The organism is Gelidibacter pelagius, assembly GCF_017581925.1.
Lineage (GTDB): Bacteria > Bacteroidota > Bacteroidia > Flavobacteriales > Flavobacteriaceae > Gelidibacter > Gelidibacter pelagius.
In genome coordinates, this window is the sequence record NZ_JAGEVG010000018.1 from 1 (window position 1) to 24,421 (window position 24,421).

The 24,421-nt window shown below is 38.1% G+C and carries 27 protein-coding genes; 13 read left to right on the forward strand and 14 right to left on the reverse strand.

Annotation, left to right across the window (positions count from 1 at the left end):
- Window positions 1-140: 140 nt before the first annotated feature.
- Window positions 141-602: a Na(+)-translocating NADH-quinone reductase subunit F gene (locus J4051_RS14580; RefSeq protein ID WP_208234618.1), complete on the reverse strand. Its 462-nt coding sequence runs from the start codon at window positions 600-602 to the stop codon at window positions 141-143.
- 136 nt (window positions 603-738) lie between these two features.
- Here J4051_RS14580 and J4051_RS14585 point away from each other — a divergent pair, with 136 nt between their 5' ends.
- Genes J4051_RS14585 through J4051_RS14595 form a run of 3 tightly spaced genes read left to right on the forward strand, consistent with a single transcriptional unit; the run spans window position 739 to window position 3,129 of the window.
- Window positions 739-1,629 carry a DUF4846 domain-containing protein gene (locus J4051_RS14585; protein WP_208234619.1) on the forward strand — a complete coding sequence of 297 codons (891 nt, stop codon included), beginning with the start codon at window positions 739-741 and terminating at the stop codon, window positions 1,627-1,629.
- Window positions 1,630-1,680: 51 nt separating this feature from the next.
- Window positions 1,681-2,058 carry a Na(+)-translocating NADH-quinone reductase subunit F gene (locus tag J4051_RS14590; protein ID WP_208234620.1) on the forward strand — a complete coding sequence of 126 codons (378 nt, stop codon included), beginning with the start codon at window positions 1,681-1,683 and terminating at the stop codon, window positions 2,056-2,058.
- A gap of 9 nt (window positions 2,059-2,067) precedes the next feature.
- On the forward strand, window positions 2,068-3,129 hold the full coding sequence (locus tag J4051_RS14595) for an FAD:protein FMN transferase (protein WP_208234621.1): 1,062 nt from the start codon (window positions 2,068-2,070) through the stop codon (window positions 3,127-3,129).
- 231 nt (window positions 3,130-3,360) lie between these two features.
- Here the strand turns inward: J4051_RS14595 and J4051_RS14600 are convergent, their stop codons facing one another.
- From J4051_RS14600 to map, 3 genes are read right to left on the reverse strand one after another with little or no spacing between them, the layout of a single operon-like run.
- Window positions 3,361-4,125, reverse strand: a complete 765-nt coding sequence (locus J4051_RS14600) for a class I SAM-dependent methyltransferase (RefSeq protein ID WP_208234622.1) — start codon at window positions 4,123-4,125, stop codon at window positions 3,361-3,363.
- 47 nt (window positions 4,126-4,172) lie between these two features.
- Window positions 4,173-4,550, reverse strand: coding sequence for a GxxExxY protein (locus tag J4051_RS14605; protein ID WP_208234623.1), 378 nt, complete (start codon window positions 4,548-4,550; stop codon window positions 4,173-4,175).
- Window positions 4,551-4,598: 48 nt separating this feature from the next.
- The gene (gene map / locus J4051_RS14610) at window positions 4,599-5,417 is read right to left on the reverse strand and encodes a type I methionyl aminopeptidase (RefSeq protein ID WP_208234624.1); all 819 of its coding nucleotides are present in this window, start codon (window positions 5,415-5,417) and stop codon (window positions 4,599-4,601) included.
- A 122-nt stretch (window positions 5,418-5,539) separates the two neighbouring features.
- Here map and J4051_RS14615 point away from each other — a divergent pair, with 122 nt between their 5' ends.
- Complete coding sequence (locus tag J4051_RS14615; RefSeq protein ID WP_208234625.1) at window positions 5,540-6,811, forward strand: acetyl-CoA hydrolase/transferase family protein; 1,272 nt, start codon at window positions 5,540-5,542, stop codon at window positions 6,809-6,811.
- Between the two features lie 3 nt (window positions 6,812-6,814).
- Here J4051_RS14615 and J4051_RS14620 read toward each other — a convergent pair whose 3' ends face one another.
- Both J4051_RS14620 and gpmI read right to left on the reverse strand, forming a co-directional pair.
- On the reverse strand, window positions 6,815-7,219 hold the full coding sequence (locus J4051_RS14620; protein WP_208234626.1) for a BT0820 family HAD-type phosphatase: 405 nt from the start codon (window positions 7,217-7,219) through the stop codon (window positions 6,815-6,817).
- A 56-nt stretch (window positions 7,220-7,275) separates the two neighbouring features.
- Window positions 7,276-8,793 carry a 2,3-bisphosphoglycerate-independent phosphoglycerate mutase gene (gene gpmI, locus J4051_RS14625; RefSeq protein WP_208234627.1) on the reverse strand — a complete coding sequence of 506 codons (1,518 nt, stop codon included), beginning with the start codon at window positions 8,791-8,793 and terminating at the stop codon, window positions 7,276-7,278.
- A gap of 301 nt (window positions 8,794-9,094) precedes the next feature.
- Here gpmI and J4051_RS14630 point away from each other — a divergent pair, with 301 nt between their 5' ends.
- Window positions 9,095-9,478 carry an ankyrin repeat domain-containing protein gene (locus J4051_RS14630; RefSeq protein ID WP_208234628.1) on the forward strand — a complete coding sequence of 128 codons (384 nt, stop codon included), beginning with the start codon at window positions 9,095-9,097 and terminating at the stop codon, window positions 9,476-9,478.
- A 39-nt stretch (window positions 9,479-9,517) separates the two neighbouring features.
- Here J4051_RS14630 and J4051_RS14635 read toward each other — a convergent pair whose 3' ends face one another.
- Window positions 9,518-10,294 carry a M48 family metalloprotease gene (locus J4051_RS14635; protein ID WP_208234629.1) on the reverse strand — a complete coding sequence of 259 codons (777 nt, stop codon included), beginning with the start codon at window positions 10,292-10,294 and terminating at the stop codon, window positions 9,518-9,520.
- 24 nt (window positions 10,295-10,318) lie between these two features.
- Window positions 10,319-11,047 (reverse strand): M15 family metallopeptidase, encoded by a 729-nt coding sequence (locus J4051_RS14640; RefSeq protein ID WP_208234630.1) that lies wholly within the window; start codon window positions 11,045-11,047, stop codon window positions 10,319-10,321.
- Window positions 11,048-11,124: 77 nt separating this feature from the next.
- Here J4051_RS14640 and J4051_RS14645 point away from each other — a divergent pair, with 77 nt between their 5' ends.
- Window positions 11,125-11,550, forward strand: a complete 426-nt coding sequence (locus tag J4051_RS14645; protein WP_208234631.1) for a GNAT family N-acetyltransferase — start codon at window positions 11,125-11,127, stop codon at window positions 11,548-11,550.
- A 457-nt stretch (window positions 11,551-12,007) separates the two neighbouring features.
- On the opposite strand, the gene pepE is transcribed toward J4051_RS14645, so the two are convergent.
- On the reverse strand, window positions 12,008-12,715 hold the full coding sequence (gene pepE, locus J4051_RS14650; RefSeq protein ID WP_208234632.1) for a dipeptidase PepE: 708 nt from the start codon (window positions 12,713-12,715) through the stop codon (window positions 12,008-12,010).
- 203 nt (window positions 12,716-12,918) lie between these two features.
- Between pepE and J4051_RS14655 the strand changes: the two genes are divergently transcribed.
- From J4051_RS14655 to J4051_RS14685, 7 genes are all read left to right on the forward strand, one after another.
- Window positions 12,919-13,731, forward strand: a complete 813-nt coding sequence (locus J4051_RS14655) for a carboxypeptidase-like regulatory domain-containing protein (RefSeq protein ID WP_208234633.1) — start codon at window positions 12,919-12,921, stop codon at window positions 13,729-13,731.
- Entirely contained in the window at window positions 13,718-14,521 is an 804-nt protein-coding gene (locus J4051_RS14660; protein WP_208234634.1) for a peptidase associated/transthyretin-like domain-containing protein, read from the forward strand. The genes J4051_RS14655 and J4051_RS14660 overlap by 14 nt, the downstream gene beginning before the upstream one ends.
- A complete protein-coding gene (locus tag J4051_RS14665) occupies window positions 14,518-15,324 on the forward strand; it encodes a hypothetical protein (protein ID WP_236027480.1) in 807 nt (268 codons plus the stop codon). The genes J4051_RS14660 and J4051_RS14665 overlap by 4 nt, the downstream gene beginning before the upstream one ends.
- Window positions 15,321-16,091 (forward strand): hypothetical protein, encoded by a 771-nt coding sequence (locus J4051_RS14670; protein WP_208234635.1) that lies wholly within the window; start codon window positions 15,321-15,323, stop codon window positions 16,089-16,091. Before J4051_RS14665 ends, J4051_RS14670 begins: the two co-directional genes overlap by 4 nt.
- A gap of 62 nt (window positions 16,092-16,153) precedes the next feature.
- Entirely contained in the window at window positions 16,154-16,654 is a 501-nt protein-coding gene (locus tag J4051_RS14675) for a DUF6702 family protein (protein ID WP_208234636.1), read from the forward strand.
- Window positions 16,655-16,721: 67 nt separating this feature from the next.
- Window positions 16,722-19,028 (forward strand): M1 family metallopeptidase, encoded by a 2,307-nt coding sequence (locus tag J4051_RS14680; protein WP_208234637.1) that lies wholly within the window; start codon window positions 16,722-16,724, stop codon window positions 19,026-19,028.
- A 79-nt stretch (window positions 19,029-19,107) separates the two neighbouring features.
- A complete protein-coding gene (locus J4051_RS14685) occupies window positions 19,108-19,398 on the forward strand; it encodes a Sec-independent protein translocase subunit TatA/TatB (protein ID WP_208234638.1) in 291 nt (96 codons plus the stop codon).
- A gap of 310 nt (window positions 19,399-19,708) precedes the next feature.
- Here J4051_RS14685 and J4051_RS14690 read toward each other — a convergent pair whose 3' ends face one another.
- From J4051_RS14690 to J4051_RS14710, 5 genes are all read right to left on the reverse strand, one after another.
- Window positions 19,709-20,815 carry a transporter substrate-binding domain-containing protein gene (locus tag J4051_RS14690; protein WP_208234639.1) on the reverse strand — a complete coding sequence of 369 codons (1,107 nt, stop codon included), beginning with the start codon at window positions 20,813-20,815 and terminating at the stop codon, window positions 19,709-19,711.
- Between the two features lie 60 nt (window positions 20,816-20,875).
- On the reverse strand, window positions 20,876-21,517 hold the full coding sequence (locus J4051_RS14695; RefSeq protein ID WP_208234640.1) for an O-methyltransferase: 642 nt from the start codon (window positions 21,515-21,517) through the stop codon (window positions 20,876-20,878).
- Window positions 21,518-21,713: 196 nt separating this feature from the next.
- Complete coding sequence (locus tag J4051_RS14700; protein WP_208234641.1) at window positions 21,714-22,799, reverse strand: amidohydrolase family protein; 1,086 nt, start codon at window positions 22,797-22,799, stop codon at window positions 21,714-21,716.
- 135 nt (window positions 22,800-22,934) lie between these two features.
- Complete coding sequence (locus J4051_RS14705; RefSeq protein ID WP_208234642.1) at window positions 22,935-23,465, reverse strand: 3-hydroxyanthranilate 3,4-dioxygenase; 531 nt, start codon at window positions 23,463-23,465, stop codon at window positions 22,935-22,937.
- Window positions 23,466-23,636: 171 nt separating this feature from the next.
- Window positions 23,637-24,419, reverse strand: a complete 783-nt coding sequence (locus J4051_RS14710; RefSeq protein ID WP_208234643.1) for an SDR family oxidoreductase — start codon at window positions 24,417-24,419, stop codon at window positions 23,637-23,639.
- Window positions 24,420-24,421 lie beyond the last annotated feature (2 nt).

Consider the following 24,421-nt stretch of genomic DNA (forward strand, 5'->3'; position numbering starts at 1 on the left):
AAATATTATGCGATGTATGAATCGAGGAAAGATCGCATAAATGCTATGGAAACAATCTATTTTAACATCTCTTAAGTTGACGCCTATGCGATAGCTATCGGGACTGAAAGGTTTAATCGTATATCCTGCCTAACACTGGATTAAGTTAAGATCTCATCCAGCTGGTGTCGCGGTTGGTCATTGTCAACTTCAAAAAGTCTGGAATTATCCATCACATTATCCACACCATCCAAAGCGCATAAAAATGCTACCGTTTCACACAGGCCATTGAAAAGTACGTTCTTGTCTTTAGGGTTTTTAGGTTTTTTTCCTTTGCGATTTAAAGGCAAGGAATAACCACATCCTTTAAGAAAACTGGCTTCAATTCTCAATAGCTCTATAGGTGAGTACCCGTTGAACTTTCGGCCCAAATTCTGATTGACCAGTCCAACGTAATTCAGCTGTAAAGAGCCATGACTATCGGAAAGATGTTTCCAGGCATCGGTGTTGTCTAAAATGTTTCCGACAGCACATTGCTGACAACATTCAGGATGAAGTTCATTATTATGAAACGCTGAATATAATTTTTGAATGGCCTGATCTAATCGGTGTGAAGTCTTCATAACATGAGTTTTACGACTATTAAGATACTAAAATTGATAATTCGAATGAAAAAAAGCACTGGTTTTAACATAAACATTCCAAAAGATAAAGTCTTAACCTCTATACGAAAACACCTTCAACACCCGTTTCTTTGATATGAAACGAATTTTAATCTTTCTTCTAATTGTAGTAATGATCTTGCTGGTCGCTTTGCAATTTAAGCCGGTGGTATTACAGTTTGAACCAATAAAAGAAACCGTACAAATGCTGGTGCCGTCGGCTGAAAAGACGGATCTCATTCATAAAGATAGTTTGACTATTAAATCGAGAGTTACTGTGCCAGAAGGCTTCCAACGGGTGAGTTATCCAGAGGGGTCTTTTCAACAGTATTTACGAAACTATAGGTTGAAACCGTACGGTTCAAAAATCATCAATTATGATGAGACTGATTATTTTTGGCAAGACGGGCATATTGGTATTTTGGAGGTTCCGGTTCCAAAAAACGGATTGCAACAATGTGCAGATGCGTTGATAAGAATTAGAAGTGAGTATTTATGGAATAACAATCGAAAGGATGAAATTGGCTTTAACTTTACCAGTGGCGATTATTGTTCATGGAATTCGTATGCTGATGGTTATCGTCCTAAAATTAATGGTAACAGTGTAAGTTTTCATAAAACCGTCTCGAAAGACAACTCAAAAACAAACTTCTATAAGTATCTCAACCTCATTTACACGTATTCTGGAACCTTGTCATTATACACTGAGTTACCTAAAATAAATGATGTAAAGGATTTGAAAATCGGAGACATGCTGATCAAGGGAGGTTCACCAGGTCATATTGCGATGATTTGTGATGAGGTGATCAATGCTAATGGTGATAAACTTTATCTTTTGTTTCAGGGCAATACCCCTGCCCAGAGCGTTCATTTGGTTAAAAATTTGGAAGATGATAGAATTTCACCTTGGTATCAATTAAAAAAGGATGCCGTTATCCCAGTGTCAAATTACACTTTTGGTGATTCTAAATTTGTGAGATTCAAATAATTTTCATTTTTCTTAAGAGCCTGATCGTAGGTAATATTGTATTTTTGCAACATGAGCAAAGCACTTACAGAACAAGAAATTCACAACCTCGGCATGAATCACGTCGGAAAGGACTTGGAGGCTCGTGGATTTGAATTTATCGCCATTAACAGCAAGCTTAAAAGACATCCACAGTTTGTGTGTATGGACCAAACGAAACAATATTTCTTTGTCATCGTCAGAACCGTGATTCTTCCTGAGAACCCAAATAATTATGATGTCATTTGGATGGAAACCTTTAAAAAACATGCCCGGGAAAATGACGCGAAAGTATTATATGCTGGTGTGGGCATAGGGAATCCCAACGGTGAGGATTTGCCAGTCTATTTAAATGAAGAGTACTTGATTGAATACAACGGCATTCAGGTGGTAGAAACCAATTTGAATTAGAAAAGCGCTATGACACAGAGTTACGAGGAGAACCATAAAGGTTCACAGAAATTCACTGGTGTTTTTTCCAAAAGCATTCATGTATTCAAGGCAACGGTAGTTGGTATCCTCTTGATTTTTTGCACACTTTCATGCAAACAAGAGCCTACAAACACCAAAATGTCTGGGGAAGTTTTCGGAACTTCCTATGGGGTACAATATTATTCAGAGCAAAATGAAAGTTTCCAACGACAGTTTGATAGTTTATTTGACATCATCAACACCTCTATGTCTACTTATCAACAGGACTCGGACATTTCTAAAATAAATCGGAACGAAGCTTTTAATGTAGATGAGCATTTTAAAAACGTATTTCATGCTTCAAAAGTGATTTATGAAGCCACTGATGGTGTTTTTGATCCAACCATAGGCGTTTTAGTCAACGCATGGGATTTTGGGCCAGAGGGGAAAGTCATGGCTTTAGATAGTCTTAAAATTGATAGTTTGATGTTGTCTGTAGGATTGGATAAAGTAACACTCGATGGCCGCAAGATTAAAAAAGAAAATCCAAACACGTTCATTGATTTTAATGCTATTGCCAAGGGCTATGGAGTGGATGTCATTGCCGATTTCATGGAAAGCAAGAATATCAACGATTATTTGGTGGAAATTGGTGGGGAAATCAGATGCAAGGGACAGAATTTTGAAAAACAAAAACCATGGAAAGTAGGGGTTGAACTGCCTCATTTTGACGCAGAACAATCCCTTTTAAAAACCATTTCATTATATGATGAAGCCATGGCAACATCAGGAACGTATCGGAAATTCAAAGTTGATAGCTTAGGGAATCGTTATTCGCATATCTTAGATCCTAAAACAGGCTACCCAAGTAAAACCAATTTGCTGAGTATTTCAGTTATTGCCAAGGATTGCATGACTGCCGATGCTTATGCGACGGCATTTAAAGCTATGGGACTTGAGAAAGTGAAGACCTTTTTAGCTACGCACCCAGAATTAAAAGTGTTTTTGATTTTTGAAAATGACGATAGAGAATTGGAGACTCTTGCTTTGAATGGCTTCCCTGAAGAGTGAGTTTTTAATTAGGAGTTGTTTTTTTACACCTAGTTACGCGGAGTTTTAAATGAGTTTCACGGAGCCTTTCGGTCTGGTTCTATATTGTGGATATCATCAATAAAAATTCAGAAATAAATTTTTAGCATCCATGATTGCAAAAGATATTCTGTGTGTTTCCTCTTTTACTTCGTGCAACCTCCGTGATTTTTTGTGTATTTCCGTGAAAAAACATCTCTGCTAAATAACCGCTCACTTCCTCACCAAAGGAATAATCTCTCCCTTCGCCAAACAGAAACGAGTGACATCAACGTCAGATAATTTCGTCGTATAATCCACTTCCTCAACCTTAAAACCAATACTTCTAAGCTTATCAAAATAATCCCGCCCATAAATGCGAACATGATCATATTGCCCAAATATTTGAGCGCGTTCCTTTCTATCGGTTATGCTATCATCTTCATAAGTCTCGGCTCTTGATAGATCCTGCGGAATCTGAAAAATACCATAAGCTCCAGGCTTCATAATTCGATACAATTCCTGCATGGCTTTGGTATCGTCAGGAATATGTTCTAAAACGTGATTACATAATATGATATCAAATTCATTATCCTGAAAAGGTAAATCACAAATATCAGCTTTCACATCTGCCAATGGCGAATTTAAGTCGGTAGTGACATAATCCAAATTCTTCATCTTCCGGAAACGTTTGTAAAATGCCTGTTCAGGCGCAAAATGCAACACCTTATTGGAAGCTGTAAAGAAATCGGTTTCATTTTTGAGATACAACCATAACAATCTGTGGCGTTCTAAACTCAGCGTCGAAGGGGATAAAACGTTGTTGCGCTGATTCCCATATCCGTAAGGTAAAAACGATTTAAAACTTCTACCATCAATGGGATCGGTGAATTGATCGCCTTTTAAGAAGAATGCCAAAACCGGGCGTGCTACGTAGCTCAGCCTGATAAGGATGGGCCTTGGGATGGTGTTGAGGATGTATTTGAAGAGTTTTTTCAAGTTGTATCACAGAGATTCGCAGAGAAAACGCAGAGTTACACAGAGATTTATTGAGGTGTGTTGATAAAGCGTTTAATGCCTGATGTTAGTAGTTTTGAGTGAAAATTAATTAGTAATCCTATCGGGAATTGACCTAATTTTAAATAGGTCAATATTTGGGCGGTATGGACATCTGTAAATTTCTCTACAGTTTTTATTTCAATGACGACTTCGTTTTCGACCAGCAAATCAATCCGATAACCATGGTCTAAGACGATATCTTTATAGGTTATGGGTAAAGGAATTTCTTGCTTCACATCAAAACCTTGAGATTCTAGTTCATAAAATAAACACTTTTGATAAGCAGATTCCAATAAACCTGGTCCCAAGGCCTTGTGAACTTCAATCGCTGCTCCAATAACTCGTTCAGTCAATTTATCATCCATACTTCTCTGTGTGTCTCTGTGAAATCTCCGTGTAACTCTGTGAAATAGTTAAAGCACCAAAGTTTTTTGTCTAAACTCATCCTCCTCATCAGAAACAATCCCCAGAGCCTCATAAATATACCCAAAGGTTGACAATATCTCAGGTTTGCCATCCACGAGAGCCACGTCATGTTCAAAATGTGCACTCGGTTTTCCATCTAAGGTTACAATAGTCCACCCATCGTCAAGTTGTTTGATTCTGTGTGTTCCTAAATTGATCATAGGTTCGATGGCCACGACCATGCCTTCAATGAATTTCTTTCCGCGTCCGCGTTTGCCATAGTTAGGCATTTCAGGATCTTCATGCATTTTTTTACCTAAGCCATGTCCAACCAATTCGCGCACAACACCATAGCCTTCGGCTTCGCAATAGTTCTGGATGGCATAACCTACATCACCCACGCGATTGCCAATTTTAAACTCTCTTATCCCAACGTATAATGACTCCTTGGTGATTTGAAGGAGTTTTTTCACCTCTGGAGCCACTTCACCAATTTCAAAAGTGTAGGCATGGTCACCGTAAAACTCATTCTTTAAGGCACCACAATCCACAGCCACCACATCACCTTCTTTTAATGGAACGTTTGTTGGCAAACCATGAACGACTGCTTCATTAGTGCTGCAAAGTAGGGTGGACGGACAATCATAAAGTCCTAAAAACCCTGGAATGGCACCTTGTTCGCGGATAAATTCTTCCGCCATTTTATCCAACTGCATGGTGGTCACGCCTGGTTTTATTTCTTTGGCCAACATGCCCAAAGTTTTGGAAACTATTAAGGCACTTTCGCGCATTAATTCAATCTCTTCTCTTGTTTTTTGTATAATCATCGTAAAAAAATATGGCGCAAAGATAATTAAAATAAATGGGGATGACATTCTTCCCGAACATGACATATAACAGTTTTTAAATGGATTTTGTTGAATAGTTTTGTAATCAAAATAGTAGAACTATGTACAAAGCAATTTCCGCAGAAGATGCCGTAAAGGCAGTGAAGTCAAATGACCGTGTTTACTTACAAGCAGCCGCGGCCGCGCCACAAGTGTTGATAAAAGCTTTGGCCAACCGACATGAAGAACTGAGAAACGTCGAGATCTGTCAATTACATACAGAAGGGGTGGCACCTTATGCGAATCCCGAGTTAAAAGACAGTTTCCATGTCAATTGTTTTTTCGTTGGTGAAAACGTAAGGCATACCATAAAAGCTGGAAATGGTTCATATACGCCGGTTTTTTTAAGTGAATTGCCTTTGCTGTTTAAGCGCCGCATCATCCCATTAGATGTTGCTTTAATTCACGTTTCGATTCCTGATAGACATGGTTATTGTTCCTTGGGAGTTTCTGTAGAAGCGACCTTGGCAGCCATTGACAATGCTAACTATGTGATTGCACAAGTTAACAAGCAAATGCCGAGAACGCACGGTGCCGGGATTATTCATATCTCTGAAATCGATGCCTTTGTAGAGTGCGATGAACCATTGCCTATTCATGAAATGGCAGAGCCAACGGCTATAGAAGGTAGGATTGGCGATTTTGTTGCGGGTTTAATTGAGGATCGAAGTACTTTGCAAATGGGGATTGGGAGCATTCCAAACGCCGTATTGACCCGATTGGCCAACCATAAAGACCTCGGGTTGCACACCGAAATGTTCAGTGATGGTGTGATTGACCTTATTTTGAGCAATGTGATCAACGGCAATTACAAAGGCATCAATAGAGGTAGGGCATTGGCCACTTTTTTAATGGGTTCAAAACGCTTGTATGATTATGTCGATGACAATCCGTTTATTGAAATGCGGGCTTCAAACTATACCAATGATGTGTCCATCATCAAACAAAACCCCCGCATGGTAGCTATTAACTCAGCAATAGAAGTTGATCTTACTGGACAGGTTTGTGCGGATTCAATTGGGCCTAAAATATACTCAGGTGTAGGCGGACAAATGGATTTTATCAGAGGTGCTTCATTAAGTGAGGGTGGGAAGGCCATTATTGCTTTGCCTTCTGAAACAAATTCGGGCATCAGCCGGATTGTGCCAAGTCTGAAACCGGGTGCTGGAGTGGTGACTACAAGGGCGCACGTCAATTATGTGGTAACCGAATATGGAATTGCCGAATTGTATGGTAAAACAATCAAAAACCGTGTCAAAGCCTTAGTGAATATTGCGCATCCCAATCATAGAGAAGCTATTGATAGGCAATATTATGATTTGATGACCAACTAACTCTTATCTAAAAAGCGAAAAGAACCCTCTTTTTTTCTCAGGAATATTTGGCTCTTCCTTGGTGATTATTTGATAAACTTCACCCCAACCTAGAACACCACCGATATTTCGGTCATCAATAAATAGGTCGGCATTTATTTTACGGCTTTTAGTATTATCAAATTGCTCTTCTGGAAAACTTTTGTTGACGGCATAAAAAGTAATTCCGTTCTCTTCACAAAAGGCGACAGCCTCATCAAGGGTCTTACCATATCTGTAAGTCCATAAAATCAATCGATGGCCATCTTCCTGAAGACGTTTCAAGGTTTCAAAGGCAAAAATACGTGCTTTTCCAATTCCTGGATATCGATCTTCTACAATGGTGCCGTCAAAATCTACAGCGATAATGAGTCTGTTCTGAAAATTCATGTGTTAATGCTTTGGGGAGCAAAAATACAAATAAATAAGCTGCTTGTCCAAAATCATTATATCAACGGATGTTGGGTCATGATTTTGGGTTGTGGAACGCCCATCAATTTCAAAATTGTGGGTGCCAAATCGCCCAAAATTCCATCGCTGATATGTTTCAAATCCTTATCGATTAAAATGATAGGCACTGGATTGGTGGTATGTGCCGTGTTTGGAGAACCGTCCGGATTGATCATGGTTTCGCAGTTGCCATGATCGGCAATCAATAATGTCGTATAGCCGTGCTGTAGAGCGGTAGTCACAACATCTTTCACCACAATGTCAACCGCTTCACAAGCTTCAATTGCCGCCTGCATGACGCCAGTATGGCCCACCATATCACCATTGGCAAAATTGAGGCAGACAAAATCGACCTCTTCACTTTCCAACTCGGGAATTAAAGCATCACGTAGTTCAAAGGCACTCATTTCTGGCTTTAGATCGTAGGTGGCTACTTTGGGTGAATTTCGTAAAATACGCTTCTCCCCATCAAAAGGAACTTCTCGTCCTCCTGAAAAGAAAAACGTGACATGCGGATATTTTTCTGTTTCCGCAATTCGGATTTGTTTTTTATGATGCTTTTCTAAGACTTCGCCTAAGGTTTCGGTCAAATTATCTTTCTCGAAAACGACTTTAATTCTTGTGAAAACATCATCATAATTGGTCAAGGTTACATAGTACAAGTCGAGTTTGTGCATGTTCTGCTCATGAAAATCGTATTGTGACAAGGCTTGCGTTAATTGTCTTCCTCTATCGGTTCTGAAATTGAAGAAAATAACCACATCACCATCTTTAATTTTAGCTTTAGGATGACCATCATGGTCGGTCATCACAATTGGTTTTATGAATTCATCCGTCACATCCTGATTATAACTGTTTTGTATGGTCTGAATCGCATCTGTAGAAGGTTCTCCAATGCCATTCACTATAGCATCATAAGCTAGTTTGACACGCTCCCAACGTTTATCACGATCCATGGCATAATAGCGTCCTGTTACCGTGGCCAATTCTGCAGAACTATCTTTAAAATGGTTTTGAAGTTGGGCCACGAAGCCTAAACCCGATTTCGGATCGACATCACGTCCATCTGTAAAGGCATGGACAAAAACATCATCAAGATCATAGGTTTTTGCAGCATCCAACAATCCAAATAAATGATTGATATGCGAATGTACGCCACCATCACTCAACAACCCTAAAAAGTGCACTGGTTTATAGTTTTCTTTGGCATATTTAAAAGCATCCACCAATACTTGCTCTTGCGCAAGCGTATTGTTCTGAACCGCCAAATTGATTTTTGCCAAATCTTGATATACAATTCTGCCCGCACCTAAATTCATGTGCCCCACTTCGCTATTGCCCATTTGACCTTCTGGCAATCCTACGTGGAGACCGTCAGTTCTTAGGGAAGCATTGGGGTATTTGGTGTATAGCGAATCAATAAATGGCGTATGGGCATTATCTATGGCTGAAACTTTTGGGTCTGGAGATTTTCCCCATCCGTCAAGAATCATAAGGATGACTTTTTTGTTCATGGTGATTAGTTTTGAGTTTCAAAGATAAAAGTTTAAAGAATCAAAGCGTATGATTAGGTCTTAAAATACTGATAAATTTATTGGACAGAAGTCAAGTGAGATCGGCATTGAGCGATGGTTATGATATTCTTAGCGATAAAGGTGTTTTGTTTAAATAATGTTAAAATTAAGCTGTTTCTGTGTAAATACTGTAACAGTAATGGTTTTAAGTCGTCTTTTTTATATAATCACAAAATATTCATTAATCATTAACCTGCCCGTACCGAAAAAGTAGGTTCAGGCGGATCAAAAATCATTCATCATGAAAAAAACAATCATTATTTCCGCAATTGCATTAGGTTTTGCTTTTTATACCTCTAATGCAAACACAACAATTGAAACTTCAAAATCCTCAAGTATTGTGAAAACAAAAGTCTCTGTCAGCCCTTTTTGCATGTCCATTGTAAAGGGCGATCTCGAAACGGTTAAAAAATTAATTGAATTGGGTGCTGATGTCAATGCAGCATCAAATGGCATGACACCTGCAATGTACGCTGCCAAATATAACCGAGTAGAAATTTTGAAATTGCTCGTAAAACACGGCGCTGAACTTAAAAAGAAAACAGAAAAAGGCTTGAACGCTATGGACTATGCCAAACGATCTCACGCTGAAAATGCTTTAGTGTATTTGAAAAATCTTTCATAAAATGAAAGTTGAGTTAGTGTTTGAGAAAGCTTCTTATTTTTAAGAGGCTTTTTTATGGTTCTCAATCGCCGCTTTAATATTGTCAATCCTATTTTCAGGAACTGGATGCGTACTTTGAAATTGGGACGATTTATTTGGCTCCACGGTGAGTTTTAGAATTTTCATTACATTAATCATTTCTTCTGGCACGTAACCAGCATCAATCATAAAACGAACACCTAAAACGTCACTTTGCAATTCCTCTTTCACTTCGTATTTTATATTTATGATACTATCAATTAAAGCTGTTCCTTGGGCAGTGTTTGTTTCGGAATCTACGGCAATAGCTTTTAAAATACGTTCAGTAAGTCCTTGTTTTGTAAGTCTTTCAGCACTGTGTCTACCCAGAACATGCCCTATTTCATGGCCTAAAATAGCAGCGAGTTGGTCTTCGTTTTCCAATTGTGCGAAAAGTGCATAAGTAATAAATATCTGACCTCCTGGAAGTGCAAGAGCATTAATGGATTTGGAGTCTGCCAACAAATGGAAGTCATATTGGTAATTGGATTTCTTGACGATACTGGTATTGACTAGTCGGGATCCCACTTCGTCCACTTTAGTCTGAAACTGTGCATTAGGGTGCAATCCGCCATATTGTGCTGTCATTGCGGCTACGCTTTGCAAACCGATGGCAATTTCTTCTGCTTCTGAAAGTCCAATATGTTGTTTTTGATTGGTATAAGGATTGGTGTCACCATTAGAGCAGTATTTGAAAACCACAAACAGCACAATGGCAGCTACAAGAATCAGTTTGAGTTTAAAACTACGGTTTCTCATGAGTTAGGAGTTTGAAACCTAAATTTACAACAGTTCAGGATTAATGTCCAGAATGTTTTCAGTGTAATAGCTATCCAAGAATGAATCGGTGAGGTGTTCATGTCCCAATAGCGATTCTTTACTGAGAATGTCCTTCAAATTTAATTTCCTGTAGGCATCAAGATAGCCACATGACAATGCTTTGTAACTATAATGCCAAGGTTCATATTTAAAACCTTTCCGTCCAGGCTTATCGGTGTACACCAAATAAAAGCCATAATCTTTAGAGTTCGCGTCCATCCATTTTTTAAGTTTGACATAACTTCCGTTGCCTTCAAAATGACTCGGACTCAATACGTTTTTGGGTTGGCTAACATTGGCATCAATAATGTCCATATCAGTACCCCAATGATGCCGAGATGTTCCCGGAATGGTCGAATATTCTATGATTTTTTGAATTGCTTTCTCTGGAGATAAACCTTGATGGGTGTTGTTTTTGTATTTGCGTTCCCAAATCCGATTTTGATGGGCAAAATTCCGATAACTCGAGACGACTTGAATCGAGATATTATCCTTTAAAGCGGCATTTCTCATTTTTGTAAACGCATCAAAAGCTTCTTTTCTTATTTGGAATCCGTTGCCATATAGTGTTGGGTTCCCTTTTCCTATTAGTTCCTCATAACTCAAATCAGAATGCTGAAATGATAATTGTGGCAATATGCCCATGGCGACACTGCTAAGAGCTATGGTTTTGATGAAATCTTTTCTATTCATGTTTTTTTGCTAAATCTATCAAAATTAACCAATTTACTTTTGAAGTAATTTATTTATTTTTACTCAAAATTTAGAGTATGCCCATTTCCTTTAAAATATTAGAACCTACCCAGATCAATTCGATCATTCCATTAATGCTAAAATTGAACAATCATAAAATTTCTGAAGCGGTGCTCAAACAACGCTTTGCTGAAATGGTCACCCAAAATTATGAATGCGCTGCGCTTTATGATCGAGATAAGCTCATCGGAATAGCAGGCATGTGGTTTTGTACCCGTCATTATTCGGGGAGAAGTGTAGAATTGGATCATGTGATTATTGAGGACGGCTATAGAAAGAAAGGCTTGGGCAAACAGTTTATGAAATGTATCTATGATTATGCAACGCAAAAGGGTTTCCAAGCGGTAGAACTCAATACTTATGTGCAAAATCATCCATCACATAAGTTCTATATGAATGAAGGGTTTGAGATTTTGGGCTATCATTTTTTGAAGAAGCTTTAGGGGCGATTAACGCATTTTTTGTTTTTTAGACACGGATTACACGGATTACACGGATTACACGGATTACACGGATGACACGAATTACTACTATTCAATAATTCCACTAGTCACCTATACAGCTTTATTTTTTAGACACGAATTGCACGAATGTCTCGAATGGTTACATAGGCTGTAATTTATTTTTAGGAGATTTACATTCAATGACATTACACGAATTTATTAGATGGATTTTAAAAGTCAGCAGCAAACTAAAATTCTCCTCCTTTTGAAGGAGGAGTGGCTTCTGCTTCAAAGGAGAAGCTGAAGACGAGGTGGTTGGTATTGCATCAAGAATTATCACATCTTTCTTTTTTCTCAAGGATTAAAAGAATAACTTTTTTCTAAACTTCTGCGACTGCTGACTGCTGACTGCTGACTGCTGACTGCTGACTGCTGACTGAAAACTGCCCACTGAAAACTACTTCAACCCACTCAAATCCGTTCCTGTTTCCACTTCATAAGGCGCTTTGTTGTATTCAAAAATACGCGCATCCAATTCACCTTCCAATACAATATGATCACCATTCACCTCCAACCAACTGCCTTCTCTAAGTCCGACAACAGGTTGCGAGTTGAACGCATGAAACTCTTGAATCCTGGTTTCTCGGGTTTCGCCCATGTGTTTACTTTTCTTATCTGGATCTAAATAATGCGGATTGATATTAAATGGTACCATCGCCAAAGTCTTAAAACTTGAAGGATAGACAATAGGCATGTCATTGGTTGTGTTGATAGTAAGTCCGCAGATATTACTCCCTGCACTTGTACCCAAATAAGGCGTTCCACCATGAATAACGTCTTGCATGGTGCTGATCAAATCGTTTTTATATAGCTGATTGACCAATACAAACGTATTGCCACCGCCAACAAAAATCCCTTTGGCATTCTTTAAGGCCTCTTTAGGATTATCAAACTCGTGAATGCCCTTTACTTTTTTTCCGATTTCTGAAAATGCTTCTTGGGCTTTTTCGGTGTATTCATCATGGCTTATCCCACCTGGACGGGCGTAAGGGATAAATAAAATAGTATCGGTATCTTTAAAAAAGAACGTCAATTCTTCTAAAAGATAGTTTAGATAACCACTCCCGTGTAAAGTTGAGGTGCTGGCAATTATCATTTGTTTCATAAAAAGATATTTTGTCTTATGTATTTACTGCAGAATGGATCGCTGTAGGAAACATCCTGAAATTTGTTCGCAATAGCTGTATTCTCAAATATTTTGTTGTAAATTTAAGTAATCTGCCAATTTAACAAAAGTTTAATCAGGCTTTAGAGTTTAATTAAGAGAGTTCGTACTTTCTTTATCGGTCTAACTAAAAATCTAATCTTATGAAAACAGCTTTACTTTATCTATTTCTCATTTCACCTTTCTTCTTATTGACTGCACAAAATATCAACCGTGTGGAAATTTCAGGAAAAATTGTGGTGGACAGTGATGATTTGGAAGGGATCACGGTTTATAATACTTCCGCTAAGAAAGGTGTGCTCACGGACGAAAATGGTTTGTTTAAGATTAGTGTTGCCGTAAATGATATTATTGAGTTTAGAGCTTTACAATTTCAAGATTTTACAGTGACCATTGACGATAATATCATTAAAACTAAAAGAATGACAGTGTTCTTGGTGGAGAAAATCAATAGGTTGGATGAAGTGGTCATCCTGCCTTACGATCTTTCTGGGAATCTACTTGTAGATATTGAAAGTGTGAAAACTTTTAATCCCGATTTAGATGCCATTTATTTTGGTCTGGCAAACATGAATGAGTACGAATTTCCAGATGATTACAAATCCAAGGTAGTAAATGTGGCCATGCCGGGAACAGGAAATCATATTCCTTATGGTTTAGATGTTATCGGGATTGTGGACCTGTTCCTAAGACCTATTTTTAAATCTAAAAAGAATAAAGATATTGAAGTCATGGGACCTGAAGACTCCTATAAGGCGTTTACTGACCTATACAGTACTAAGTTTTTAGTGGAAAACTTTAATATTCCTGAAAACAAGGTGAACGATTTTGTAGATTACGTAGAAGATCAAGGCGTTGATTTCTCCCTCTTGAATTCAGGAAATGAATTTCACTTTTTAGAATTTATAAGCGTTAAAAGTAAAGAATTCTTAGCCAAAGAAAGTGGAAAAAAGTAATTACGTCCTTCCTTTTTTTATGGTCTTTGGAATTCACTTTATGATGGGACAAACCGTTGATGTCAAAGGCAGGATTATTGCTAATGACGATGTGGAAGGGATTCATATTCTTAATAATACGTCCAGCACCTTTACCATTTCTAACAGCAAAGGCGAATTTTCCATCCCAGTTAAACTGAATGATACCTTAGCATTTTTAGGAGTTTCGTACCTATTGAAAAAAGTTGTAGTGGGCAAAGATATGATCAATTCAAAAGCATTGACTGTTTACCTTACTGAAAAAGTAACTGCTTTGGCTGAAGTTGTTGTGGGAAAAATATTGACGGGCGATTTGAGTTCAGACTTAGCTAATTCAGGAGTAGAACGCAGTATCAATTTCTTCGATTTGGGAATTCCTGGATATGCAGGGAAGCCCAAAACGCAAAGTGAGAGACGCTTGTATACCGCAGGAGACTTCAAACCTATTCATTTGCTCGGCTTATTGGCTGGTTCTCTTGAAGTAGATCCTATCTTGAATGCCATTTCTGGAAGAACTAAATTATTAAAGCACAGGATCCATCTTGAAAATAAGGATAAATGCATTGATAGAACCAAATCAAATCTTTCTCAAATCTTATTTACGGCCCATCCTTTAAAGGAACGCTATAGGAATGAGTTCTTTTATTTCTGTGCTGATGATGATCAATTTGACAGTCTATGTATTATTAATGACGATTTTAAAACGCTCGAGTTTCTGAAAGAAAAACTGGTGAGCTTCAAATCCATTCTACAATTAACAATTGAAGAGTGAGAATAGATCCAACTTTTATCATTCTATCACTTTTTTTTGTGATAAATGCGCATTCACAATCTGTGGATATCAAAGGGAAAATTAATGCACCGCACGAAGTGGATGGCATTCATATTATCAATAAAACAGCTAACCGATTCACGATTTCCAATAATCATGGCGAATTTGTTATCCAGGCAAAATTGAACGATACCATTCTGTTTTCAGGGATTTCCTATCAGCCTAAAGAGATTATCATTACCAAATTAATCATCGCATCTAAAGAGTTTACAGTGTATTTGGAAGAGTTGGTCAATGTTTTGGATGAGGTTTTAGTGGGCAAAATATTGACGGGCGATTTGAGTTCAGACATAGCCAATTCCGGAGTAGAGCGCGATATTAATTTTTTTGACCTAGGCATTCCGGGATTTACTGGTAAGCCTTTAACACAAAGTGAAAGACGTTTAAAAGAAGCTTCAGGATTAGATTTGACATTAGGAGGTTCAACAGGTGGAGGAGGTGTAGGGATGTCAATAAATCCAATTATTAATGGTATCTCAGGACGTACAAAACGGCTAAAGGAACAGGTGAGGCTGGAGAAAATGGATGAATGTATAACCAAAATAAAGTCCGATCTTTCAGACATTCTGTTCAAATTTAATGGGTTGGATAAAGACTACAGAGTAGAATTTTTTTATTACTGCGCCGATGATCCTAAATTTGCCACGCTTTGTGCTTTTAATGACGATTTTAAAACACTCGAATTTCTAAAAGGAAAACTGATAAGTTTCAAAACTAATATCCAAACAAAACCGGAAGAGTGAGAAGTAGCTTTATTTTTATTTTGATGCTGTTATGTTGTGTGGTGGACACTCATGCACAATCTAATTATATCACCGGGAAAATTAGTGCACCACACGAAGTAGATGGTATTCATATTATCAATAAAACTGCCAGCAGATTCACGATTTCCAATAGTAATGGCGAATTTGTTATCCAGGGGAAATTGAATGATACTATTCTGTTTTCGGGGATTTCATATCAACCTAAAGAGATTATCGTTACCAAATTAATCATCGCATCTAAAGAATTTACAGTGTATTTGGAAGAGTTGGTCAATGTTTTGGATGAGGTCGTCTTAGGGAAGGTGCTAACAGGAGATTTGTTCTCGGACATTACCAATGCTGATTTAAAGCGTGATCTCGATTTTTACGATTTGGGCATTCCAGGATATACCGGAAAATTGATGACTCAAACAGAAAGACGTTTGCGCGAAGCTACTTCAGGAGGAGGTCTAATCCCCATTTTTCCAATTATTAATGCGATTACGGGACGGACAAAACGATTGAAAGAATATGTGAAATTTGAGAAATTAAATACTTGCCTCGAAAAAATGAAATCTGATTTTTCCGAAGATTTATTTAGTAATTATGACTTTGAAGACGGAGAAAAGGCAGAATTCTTCTACTATTGTCAAGATGATCCCGAGTTTGAAAATCTATGCAAAATTAAAAATGATATGGCAGTTTTCGAGTTTTTGGAGACTAAATTGAAAGCCTTTAATGCCATTCTTCAAACACAAAAAGAGTAGAAATATCTTTTCAATTGTTTTTTGCAAACTTCAAAACAGTATTTTTGTAGTTCAAATTCACTATGAAAACCATTAAGATTTTTGTTTTAGGGCTTATTTTTCCACTATTACTTTCGGTAAATGTGCATAAATTTTATGTGAGCGTTACTGAAGTTGCGTATGTAAATGATAAGAAGTCCGTCCAGATAATTACCAGGATTTTTATTGACGATTTGGAGAACACACTTCGTGAACGTTATGACAAACACTTAACTTTCGCTCCAGAAAATGAAGCAAAGGAAGTGGAAACCTATTTACAGCGCTATCTAAAAGATAAAATTTCTATCCAAATCAATGGGAAGTTCGTTGATTATAAATTCATCGGAAAAGAATATGACAATGATATTGTTTTCTGTTATTTAGAAATTGCTGAGGTCAGGGAAATCAACAGTTTTCAAATCTCAAATAAAGTGTTGTTTGAAAGTTTTGACGACCAACAAAATATTGTAAAACTCAAAATAAATGATCAAAACAAAAGTTTTATTTTGATCAATCAGTCGGATAAAGCGCTATTGAAATTTTAATTTTCTTTAGAAGATACTTCCGATTGAATTAGTGCTAACTTATTGAAATGATAACTAACTGTTTCCAATGAAAATATTCAAATTATTATGTCTCGCGCTTCTGTCTACATCTATGAGTACTTTCGCACAAAATGACATTAAGCAAGACCGTAAACCTGGACATGTCAATACCAATAAATTCAGGCAGTTGTACAATGAGTTTTCTACGCCAAATATGTACCGATCGGCTTCTGGAGCTCCAGGTGTAGCTTATTATCAGCAGCAGGCAGATTATAAGATGAACATCGAATTGGATGATGTAAATGCGAAAATTACTGGTGATGAAGTCATTACCTATACCAACAACTCCCCAGATGTGTTGACTTATCTTTGGTTGCAACTCGACCAAAATGTGCGTGCAAAGGACTCTAAATCGCCATTAATTGAAAGTAGAGGCGTAGCAAAAGCAACTTCAACTTCACAGTTCGCATCTGATTATTTAACTGAAGATTTTGACGGCGGATTCAATATTTTGGAAGTAAAGGATATCAACGGAAAGCCATTGCCATATACCATCAATCAAACCATGATGCGCGTGGAACTCCCACAACCATTAAAATCAGGAGAGAAGTTTTCTTTTGGGATCAAGTGGTGGTACAATATCAATAATCATATTAAAGATGGTGGACGCTCTGGATATGAATATTTTCCTGAAGATGGGAACAGAGCTTATGTCATTGCACAATTCCATCCACGTATGGCGGTTTATAGTGATGTTGAAGGCTGGCAGAACTCCCAGTTTTGGGGACGAGATGAATTTGCCTTGCCATTTGGAAATTTTGAAGTGAATATTACTGTCCCGGCGGACCATATTTTGGACGCCACAGGAAAATTGATGAACAGAAAAGAAGTATTTTCCAAAGACATGATGCAACGCTATGAAAAAGCGAAGAAATCTTTTGATAAACCTGTGCTTATTGTGACCCAGGAAGAGGCAGAAAAGGCTGAAAATGGCTTTTCAAAGGCGAAGAAAACTTGGAAATTATACGCTGAGAATGTACGGGATTTTGCATTTGCAACCTCTCGTAAATTCATCTGGGACATGATGGCCGTAAAAGTGGGTGACAAAGAGGTGATGGCGGTATCTTTATATCCTAAAGAAGGAAATCCGCTTTGGGAAGAATGGTCTACCAAAGTTGTGGCAAGTACCTTAAAATCCTATTCAAAGATGACTTTTGACTATCCTTATCACAAGGCTATTTCTGTACATGCCGAGCGACAAGGGATGGAATATCCGATGATTTGCTGGAACTACGGACGACCCGAAAAAGATGGGACTTACAGTGACCGGGTCAAATATGGCATGATGGGGGTTATTATTCATGAAGTTGGACATAACTTTTTCCCGATGATCGTTAACAGTGATGAGCGTCAATGGACCTGGATGGATGAAGGACTAAATACGTTTCTGCAATATGTTGCCGAACAGGATTTTGGTGAAGCCTATCCAGAAGCCCTATCGCCAGATGATAAAAAATTCCCTTCCCGTCGCGGACCTGCGGCGAACATCATTCCCTATATGGAGGGCAATCAAGATTATATTGCGCCCATCATGAGCAAGGGTTTGAATACGTATCAATTTGGGAATAACGCCTACGGCAAACCTGCAACGGCCCTTAATATTTTAAGAGAAACCGTTATGGGGCGTGAATTGTTTGATTATGCCTTTAAAGAATATGCACGCCGTTGGATGTTTAAGCACCCGACTCCGGAGGATTTTTTCAGAACTATGGAAGATGCCTCAGCCTTTGACTTGGATTGGTTCTGGAGAGGTTGGTTTTATACTACCGATTGGGTAGATATTGGCATTAAGGAGGTCACCAAGTTTTATGTGTCTTCAGAACCAAACCAATACATGAAAGATGTGGCAGCACGGAGAGGTTTGGATGTCAATAATCTTTCACCTATGGTATTTATGGTTGAAGATGGTACTGATGAGCTTACTGAAACAATGAAAAATGGTATTCAAGCCGAAGACATTCCAACGCTTAAAGAATATCTGATGGACAATTTCACAGAAGAAGAGCGTAAAAATGTCATCACGCCAAAATATTTTTATAATGTGACTTTTGAAAAACCGGGAGGATTGGTCATGCCTATTATTGTGCAATATAATTATGTGGATGGCACATCTAAGACAGAAACCTATCCTGCAGAAATCTGGAGATTAAATGACCGTCAAGTCAGCAAGGCTATTCCTTCCCAAAAGGAGATTAGCGCTATCGTAGTAGATCCCAATAATGAAACCGCCGATGTTGATACTTCAAACAATGCTTGGCCAAAAAAGATAGAGCAAAGCCAATTTGACAGTTTTAAGAGTAAAGTTCAAGACTAAACAACTTTAACACAACGAGCCGATTAATTTAACAGTCGGCTTTTTTATTGGATTCAAAACATCTCACTATATTTGCATTGTGATACTACAATCTACATTCTTATTCATAGGCACCACTGAGGTCATGTTCATACTATTTATAGTCGTCATGGTTTTTGGTGCAGATAAAATACCCGACATTGCGCGAGGTATGGGCAAAGGCATGCGTACACTAAGGGACGCTACCAATGACCTCAAATCTGAGATCTCAAAAACTACAGAAAAGAATGGCATCAATACCACAGAACATACTAAGGCTTTTACCGATGAAGTACAAAAGGTAAAAGATGAGTTGGAAGAGACCATCGGGTCAGTGAAGCGCAAATTATAATGCGATTTCCTTGAAAATTTATTTCTTATTTTAGTTCCGGTCCCACTATTGTTCCACCAAAACTTAAATCATTCCGTAAAAAAACAAGATGCAAGATCTTTAACCATTGATGTCAATGATGAACTTTTTGTCTTTTAAAACAGGAAGGAATCCCTATTATGCAACCTATGTCTGGCTTTAAAGACGATATATAAAGCATTTTACCACATTAGTCATGATTCATTTAGCGAAGCGGTCTTAGGTTCATTTATTGGTGGAATGAGATTTAATCAAGTTGTTCAGGTAATCATCTTTATATCTGAAATTTTTCTTATTCGTCTTTATCTAAATAATGATGGACAATATTTAAAACTTCTTGATGTTCTGCAAGCTCCAATAAGGTCCTGTTGACATCATAAATCAGTTTTGAATCCACGGGAAAAGCGAATCCGTAACCTTGTTTATAATATTCAGCTTTGGCGATAAACAATTCTTCATCCTTATGGTTCTTCATATAGTATAATAATTGAGGTCGGTCATAGACCACGGCATCTACCTCTTTGTTCACCAATTTTGACATGGCTTCGTTGATGTTGTCAACGCCTGTGATTTTGGCTTTATATTCTTTTAGAAAAGCCTCTGAAGGTGAAGCCGAAATAGTCGCAACTTTACGCCCTGCCAATTGTTCCACATTGGAATATGTAGAGGTGCCCAATGATGACAAAGTGAGTGTGCTCGCAATACCTGCCACCATTGACGTTGCGAAAATAATAGAAATGATCATCCAGCTTCCTGCAATAATCCGTCCCCATAAAGTAATTGGTGCTTTATCGCCATAGCCAGTTGTACTCATGGTTACAATGGCAAGCCACATGCCTGTGCCAATACCATCGGCAATTTTTGAAGGAAACTGTTCTGGTGATCTTTTTCTCTCTGCCAACCATAGCAAGGCGCCTACAATAGCCAAAATAATTAAGAAGATTCCAACCGCAAATAATAATTTGATGCTAAAAAGTGGCTTGACTTTTTGCCAAAGTGTAAGTTCGTCAACCCGAGAGACAATCGCCAAACTTGAATTATAAAAGGGTTGTGAAAAGTTCATGTATTCGAGACGTTGCGAGGTAATGCTTATGGGGCCAACAACGACATCCAATTCGCCTTTATTCAATGCGTATAAGGCATCTTCCACAGTGTCGAAAGTTTTGTATGTGTAATCCCAAGATTTCTTTTTGGCCAGTTCTTCCCATATTTCTATGGCAATCCCTTTGGTTGACGAATTTTGTGCAAACACAAACGGTTCATTACCGGCAACTCCTACGAATAACTCTTCAGTATTGGAACGAGCCACTTTTGCTTCTTGAGCATAAAGTGTGGTTATGGAAAATAAGGAAGTAAAACATAAAAGTAAGAATGATGTCGCAATGTTTTTAAATGTCATAAAATGTATTTTGGAAGCTTTATTTAGCTAATCGATTAGCAATGTGTGTTAAGATTACTTTTACTTTTTTCTGCTGATTGTCAAGCCATCACGGATAGGAAGCAGAACGGTTTCAACACGATCATCGTCTTTAAGCAGTTTATTATAGGCCACAATAGCTTCTGTTGAAATATCATCTTTCCTTAGTGGTTCAAGTACTTTTCCACTCCACAGTACATTATCGGAAAGAATGATGCCTCCGGGATTGAGTTTGTCAATAATGAGATGAAAATAATTGCTGTAATTTTCTTTATCTGCATCTATAAAGACAATGTCAAAATTGGTTTTAAATCGTGGAATGATATCTAAAGCATTCCCTAAATGCTGGTGGATCTGATCTCCGAACCCTGATTTATCAAAATATCTGCGCTGAAAATCGACCAATTCTTCATTGGTGTCAATGGTGTGAAGTTCACCGTCTTTTTGAAGTCCTTCAGCCATACATAATGCAGAATACCCCGTGTAGGTGCCAATCTCCAATATGTATTGTGGATTCACTAATTTTGATATCATACTCAAGACACGACCTTGATAATGGCCGCTGAGCATGCGTGGTTGTAATATCTTTTGATGTGTTTCCCTGGAAAGTTGTTGTAATAATTCTGGTTCGTTTTCAGAATGATTTTCGATATAATTCTCTAATTGATCTGATATAAAATGCATGATTTTATTTTTGGTCGATTTTGATCGACTTGTTATTCCAATTTAATTTTTTGATGTCGTGTTTGTTTCCATGAGTTTTAATGCCTCGGGGTGTTTGATTTGGTACAGTAACTCCCTCCACATCGAGCCATTGCAAAGATCTTATGAACGATTTTTTGTAAAATTTGTAAGCAACGAAGAACTCTTAAAACACCACTTAGCCTAATATCCTATTGACTAATTTTTGCTTCGCTTTCTCATCATCACCGCACAGCCACCTGATCACATTATCTTCCCAAATAGCATCACGTTCTTCTTCGGTAATAATTTCACGCTTTATGGCCAAGTCCAAGATTTTCCCAGGATAGGACGATTGTTGTGCACTTTCCATCTCTCCCAAAGGATAAGGATCATCCAAGCCCATAATCACTTGTTTTGAACCTTGGTTTTTGATCAGTAATTGCAAACCTCCGGTATCATGTACCAAAGTATCAAAGAAAATATTCTTATGACCTACAGCTCTTCTTGGATGGGTTTTTCCTTCGAATAAATCTGGGCGGCCATCAAAACCTTGGATGCGTCGTCCTAAGTTGATTTGTGCCAATTGTCCGCCATGGGCAAAACAGGTGCGCATATTTGGATATTTTTCTTGGTAGCCATTTAAAGTCAAAAAGTGATAGGCATCGGCACATTGTGCCAACATCCAAATTAAGTGGAAGCGCCATGACGTATTTTCTAATTTGATGAACTTTTCACCATCATAAGGATGGATTTCGACGGCCAAATTGTATTTGTTTGCCATTTCAAAAATAGGCTCATTTTCTTCATCAAAAATACATCGCCAAGTACCAATGGTGTCCATATAATGAGTTGGTAAGCACAACAATTGCATTCCCAATTCTTCAACACAGCGTTGTATTTCCCAACAAGCGCCACGTACAAACCCAGGATGCACCACAAATCCGCAAGTAAACTTGCTCGGATTTTCCCTTTGGACTTTCGCATTAAAGTCATTCTGAAAACGCAGGGCTTGTTTCATTTCCTCAACGCGCAGTCCGTTGCCGTACAATTGTGAAAGATTTAAAACAACCGCATGGTCAATTTTAAAACGTTCCATCCACAGCAATTTGTCATCCAAAAAGAAGCTCGAATCCGTTACCGGACGGCTCCAATCCTTCTGAAGCATAAATTTTCGGTCTTTATCCACCCAAAAAATTTCTTTATCCTTCATGAATTGAGGGATTTCCTCCGGGTAGGGAAGAAGATGCGAATGGCCGTTGATACGAAGTTTACGTTTTGTCATATTTGCGTTCCATCTAAAATGGAAATCTTTTTAATAATTTATAATATGGTTTATAATCCTTGCGCTTTTGTCTAGATGACCTGGATGAATCCACTTTTCTTAAATCACTTTGGCTAACGGGTGGAAGGTGATGTATTAATCTATTTTCACCTTTTTTGGTGGTTCCATCAGTTCACCACAATTAGGACATTTGCGTTTGTCTTTATCGTTGTAATATTTATCGAAAATTTTAGGCATATCCGTTTCAATATTTTCAACCGTAAAATCCTCTTCATACAGTTTTGTGGTACAATTTTCACAAAACCAAAGTAGTGCGTCACGCATGCCTTCTGGTCGTTTATACTCTATCACCAAACCTACGGTATTTGCGCCTCGTTGCGGGGAATGTGGTACTTTTGGAGGTAATAAATAAATATCACCTTCTCTGATATGCACGTCTTTTGGGGTGCCATTATCAATGATTTTCAAGACAATGTCACCTTCAACCTGATAGAAAAACTCAGGGGTTTCATTGTAATGATAATCTTTCCGATTATTAGGGCCACCAACCACCATAACGATGAAATCGCCGTCCTTCCAAACCACTTTATTTCCTACAGGAGGTTTTAATAAATGACGGTTTTCTTCAATCCATTCCTTAAAATTTATGGGAGATACTAAGTTCATCTTTTTTAGTTTTTTGGGCGTTCCCTTTCAGGTCAGGCTGTCGGCAGTCGCTCTCTTCGAGGAGCTCCACAAAGCCTCCATCCTTAACGCGAGATTTCGCTCTTAAAATTAAGTATAAAACTGCAGAACAAAAAGTCTTCCTCTCGGTTCTTATTTACAAATACGTACTTTTTATAAGCATTTTGTTCGTCCACCATCAACAGGCAAATTGATGCCATTAATATAACTGGCACATTCACTCGCCAAAAAAGTCACGGCATAAGCCAATTCCTCTGGTCTGGCAAAACGTTTTGCAGGAACTGTACTTTTCATGGCATTAGCAGATTCTTCTTCACTGTGACCAGTTTTAGCCGATTTGTTTTTGATGATTTCCGTCAGTCGATCTGTTGCCGTTGCTCCTGGGAGTACATTGTTGACCGTTATTCCAAATTGTCCAAGTTCATTTGCTAATGTTTTACTCCAATTGCCAACGGCACCACGAATGGTATTGCTCACACCCAATCCATCCAAAGGTTGTTTTACTGAGGTAGAAATAATGTTAATGATACGACCATATCCTTCATCCTTCATAAAAGGAACGACAGTTTGGGCCAAAATATGATTGCATTTTAAATGTTGGGTAAAAGCTTTATCAAATTCTTCAAGCTTTGCCGAAAAAACGGGTCCAGCCGCGGGGCCACCTGTATTGTTGACCAAAATATGGAAGCCATGATGCTTTTTGATAAACTCAGAAACCTTGTGTTGCAATTCTTCAGGGTTTGAAAAATCCGCCACAATATAACTGTGGTTTTTTGAATTAGGGAGTTCGGCCATTACCTGTTTCAATTTTTCCTCATTTCTCGCCACCAAAGTGACCTTGGCGTCTTCTGAAGCTAAGGATATGGCTGTTGCCTTTCCTATTCCTGCTGTACTTCCGCAAACTAATGCGTATTTGTTGTTTAGTTTTAAATCCATAA

What these genes read in the sequence shown, in the direction of transcription:
- J4051_RS14580 (WP_208234618.1), bottom strand. Translation starts at nt 602, where the DNA reads ATGAAGACTTCACACCGATTAGATCAGGCCATTCAAAAATTATATTCA.
- J4051_RS14585 (WP_208234619.1), top strand. Translation starts at nt 739, where the DNA reads ATGAAACGAATTTTAATCTTTCTTCTAATTGTAGTAATGATCTTGCTG.
- J4051_RS14590 (WP_208234620.1), top strand. Translation starts at nt 1,681, where the DNA reads ATGAGCAAAGCACTTACAGAACAAGAAATTCACAACCTCGGCATGAAT.
- J4051_RS14595 (WP_208234621.1), top strand. Translation starts at nt 2,068, where the DNA reads ATGACACAGAGTTACGAGGAGAACCATAAAGGTTCACAGAAATTCACT.
- J4051_RS14605 (WP_208234623.1), bottom strand. Translation starts at nt 4,550, where the DNA reads ATGGATGATAAATTGACTGAACGAGTTATTGGAGCAGCGATTGAAGTT.
- map (WP_208234624.1), bottom strand. Translation starts at nt 5,417, where the DNA reads ATGATTATACAAAAAACAAGAGAAGAGATTGAATTAATGCGCGAAAGT.
- J4051_RS14615 (WP_208234625.1), top strand. Translation starts at nt 5,540, where the DNA reads ATGTACAAAGCAATTTCCGCAGAAGATGCCGTAAAGGCAGTGAAGTCA.
- J4051_RS14620 (WP_208234626.1), bottom strand. Translation starts at nt 7,219, where the DNA reads ATGAATTTTCAGAACAGACTCATTATCGCTGTAGATTTTGACGGCACC.
- gpmI (WP_208234627.1), bottom strand. Translation starts at nt 8,793, where the DNA reads ATGAACAAAAAAGTCATCCTTATGATTCTTGACGGATGGGGAAAATCT.
- J4051_RS14630 (WP_208234628.1), top strand. Translation starts at nt 9,095, where the DNA reads ATGAAAAAAACAATCATTATTTCCGCAATTGCATTAGGTTTTGCTTTT.
- J4051_RS14635 (WP_208234629.1), bottom strand. Translation starts at nt 10,294, where the DNA reads ATGAGAAACCGTAGTTTTAAACTCAAACTGATTCTTGTAGCTGCCATT.
- J4051_RS14640 (WP_208234630.1), bottom strand. Translation starts at nt 11,047, where the DNA reads ATGAATAGAAAAGATTTCATCAAAACCATAGCTCTTAGCAGTGTCGCC.
- J4051_RS14645 (WP_208234631.1), top strand. Translation starts at nt 11,125, where the DNA reads ATGCCCATTTCCTTTAAAATATTAGAACCTACCCAGATCAATTCGATC.
- pepE (WP_208234632.1), bottom strand. Translation starts at nt 12,715, where the DNA reads ATGAAACAAATGATAATTGCCAGCACCTCAACTTTACACGGGAGTGGT.
- J4051_RS14655 (WP_208234633.1), top strand. Translation starts at nt 12,919, where the DNA reads ATGAAAACAGCTTTACTTTATCTATTTCTCATTTCACCTTTCTTCTTA.
- J4051_RS14675 (WP_208234636.1), top strand. Translation starts at nt 16,154, where the DNA reads ATGAAAACCATTAAGATTTTTGTTTTAGGGCTTATTTTTCCACTATTA.
- J4051_RS14680 (WP_208234637.1), top strand. Translation starts at nt 16,722, where the DNA reads ATGAAAATATTCAAATTATTATGTCTCGCGCTTCTGTCTACATCTATG.
- J4051_RS14690 (WP_208234639.1), bottom strand. Translation starts at nt 20,815, where the DNA reads ATGACATTTAAAAACATTGCGACATCATTCTTACTTTTATGTTTTACT.
- J4051_RS14695 (WP_208234640.1), bottom strand. Translation starts at nt 21,517, where the DNA reads ATGCATTTTATATCAGATCAATTAGAGAATTATATCGAAAATCATTCT.
- J4051_RS14700 (WP_208234641.1), bottom strand. Translation starts at nt 22,799, where the DNA reads ATGACAAAACGTAAACTTCGTATCAACGGCCATTCGCATCTTCTTCCC.
- J4051_RS14705 (WP_208234642.1), bottom strand. Translation starts at nt 23,465, where the DNA reads ATGAACTTAGTATCTCCCATAAATTTTAAGGAATGGATTGAAGAAAAC.
- J4051_RS14710 (WP_208234643.1), bottom strand. Translation starts at nt 24,419, where the DNA reads ATGGATTTAAAACTAAACAACAAATACGCATTAGTTTGCGGAAGTACA.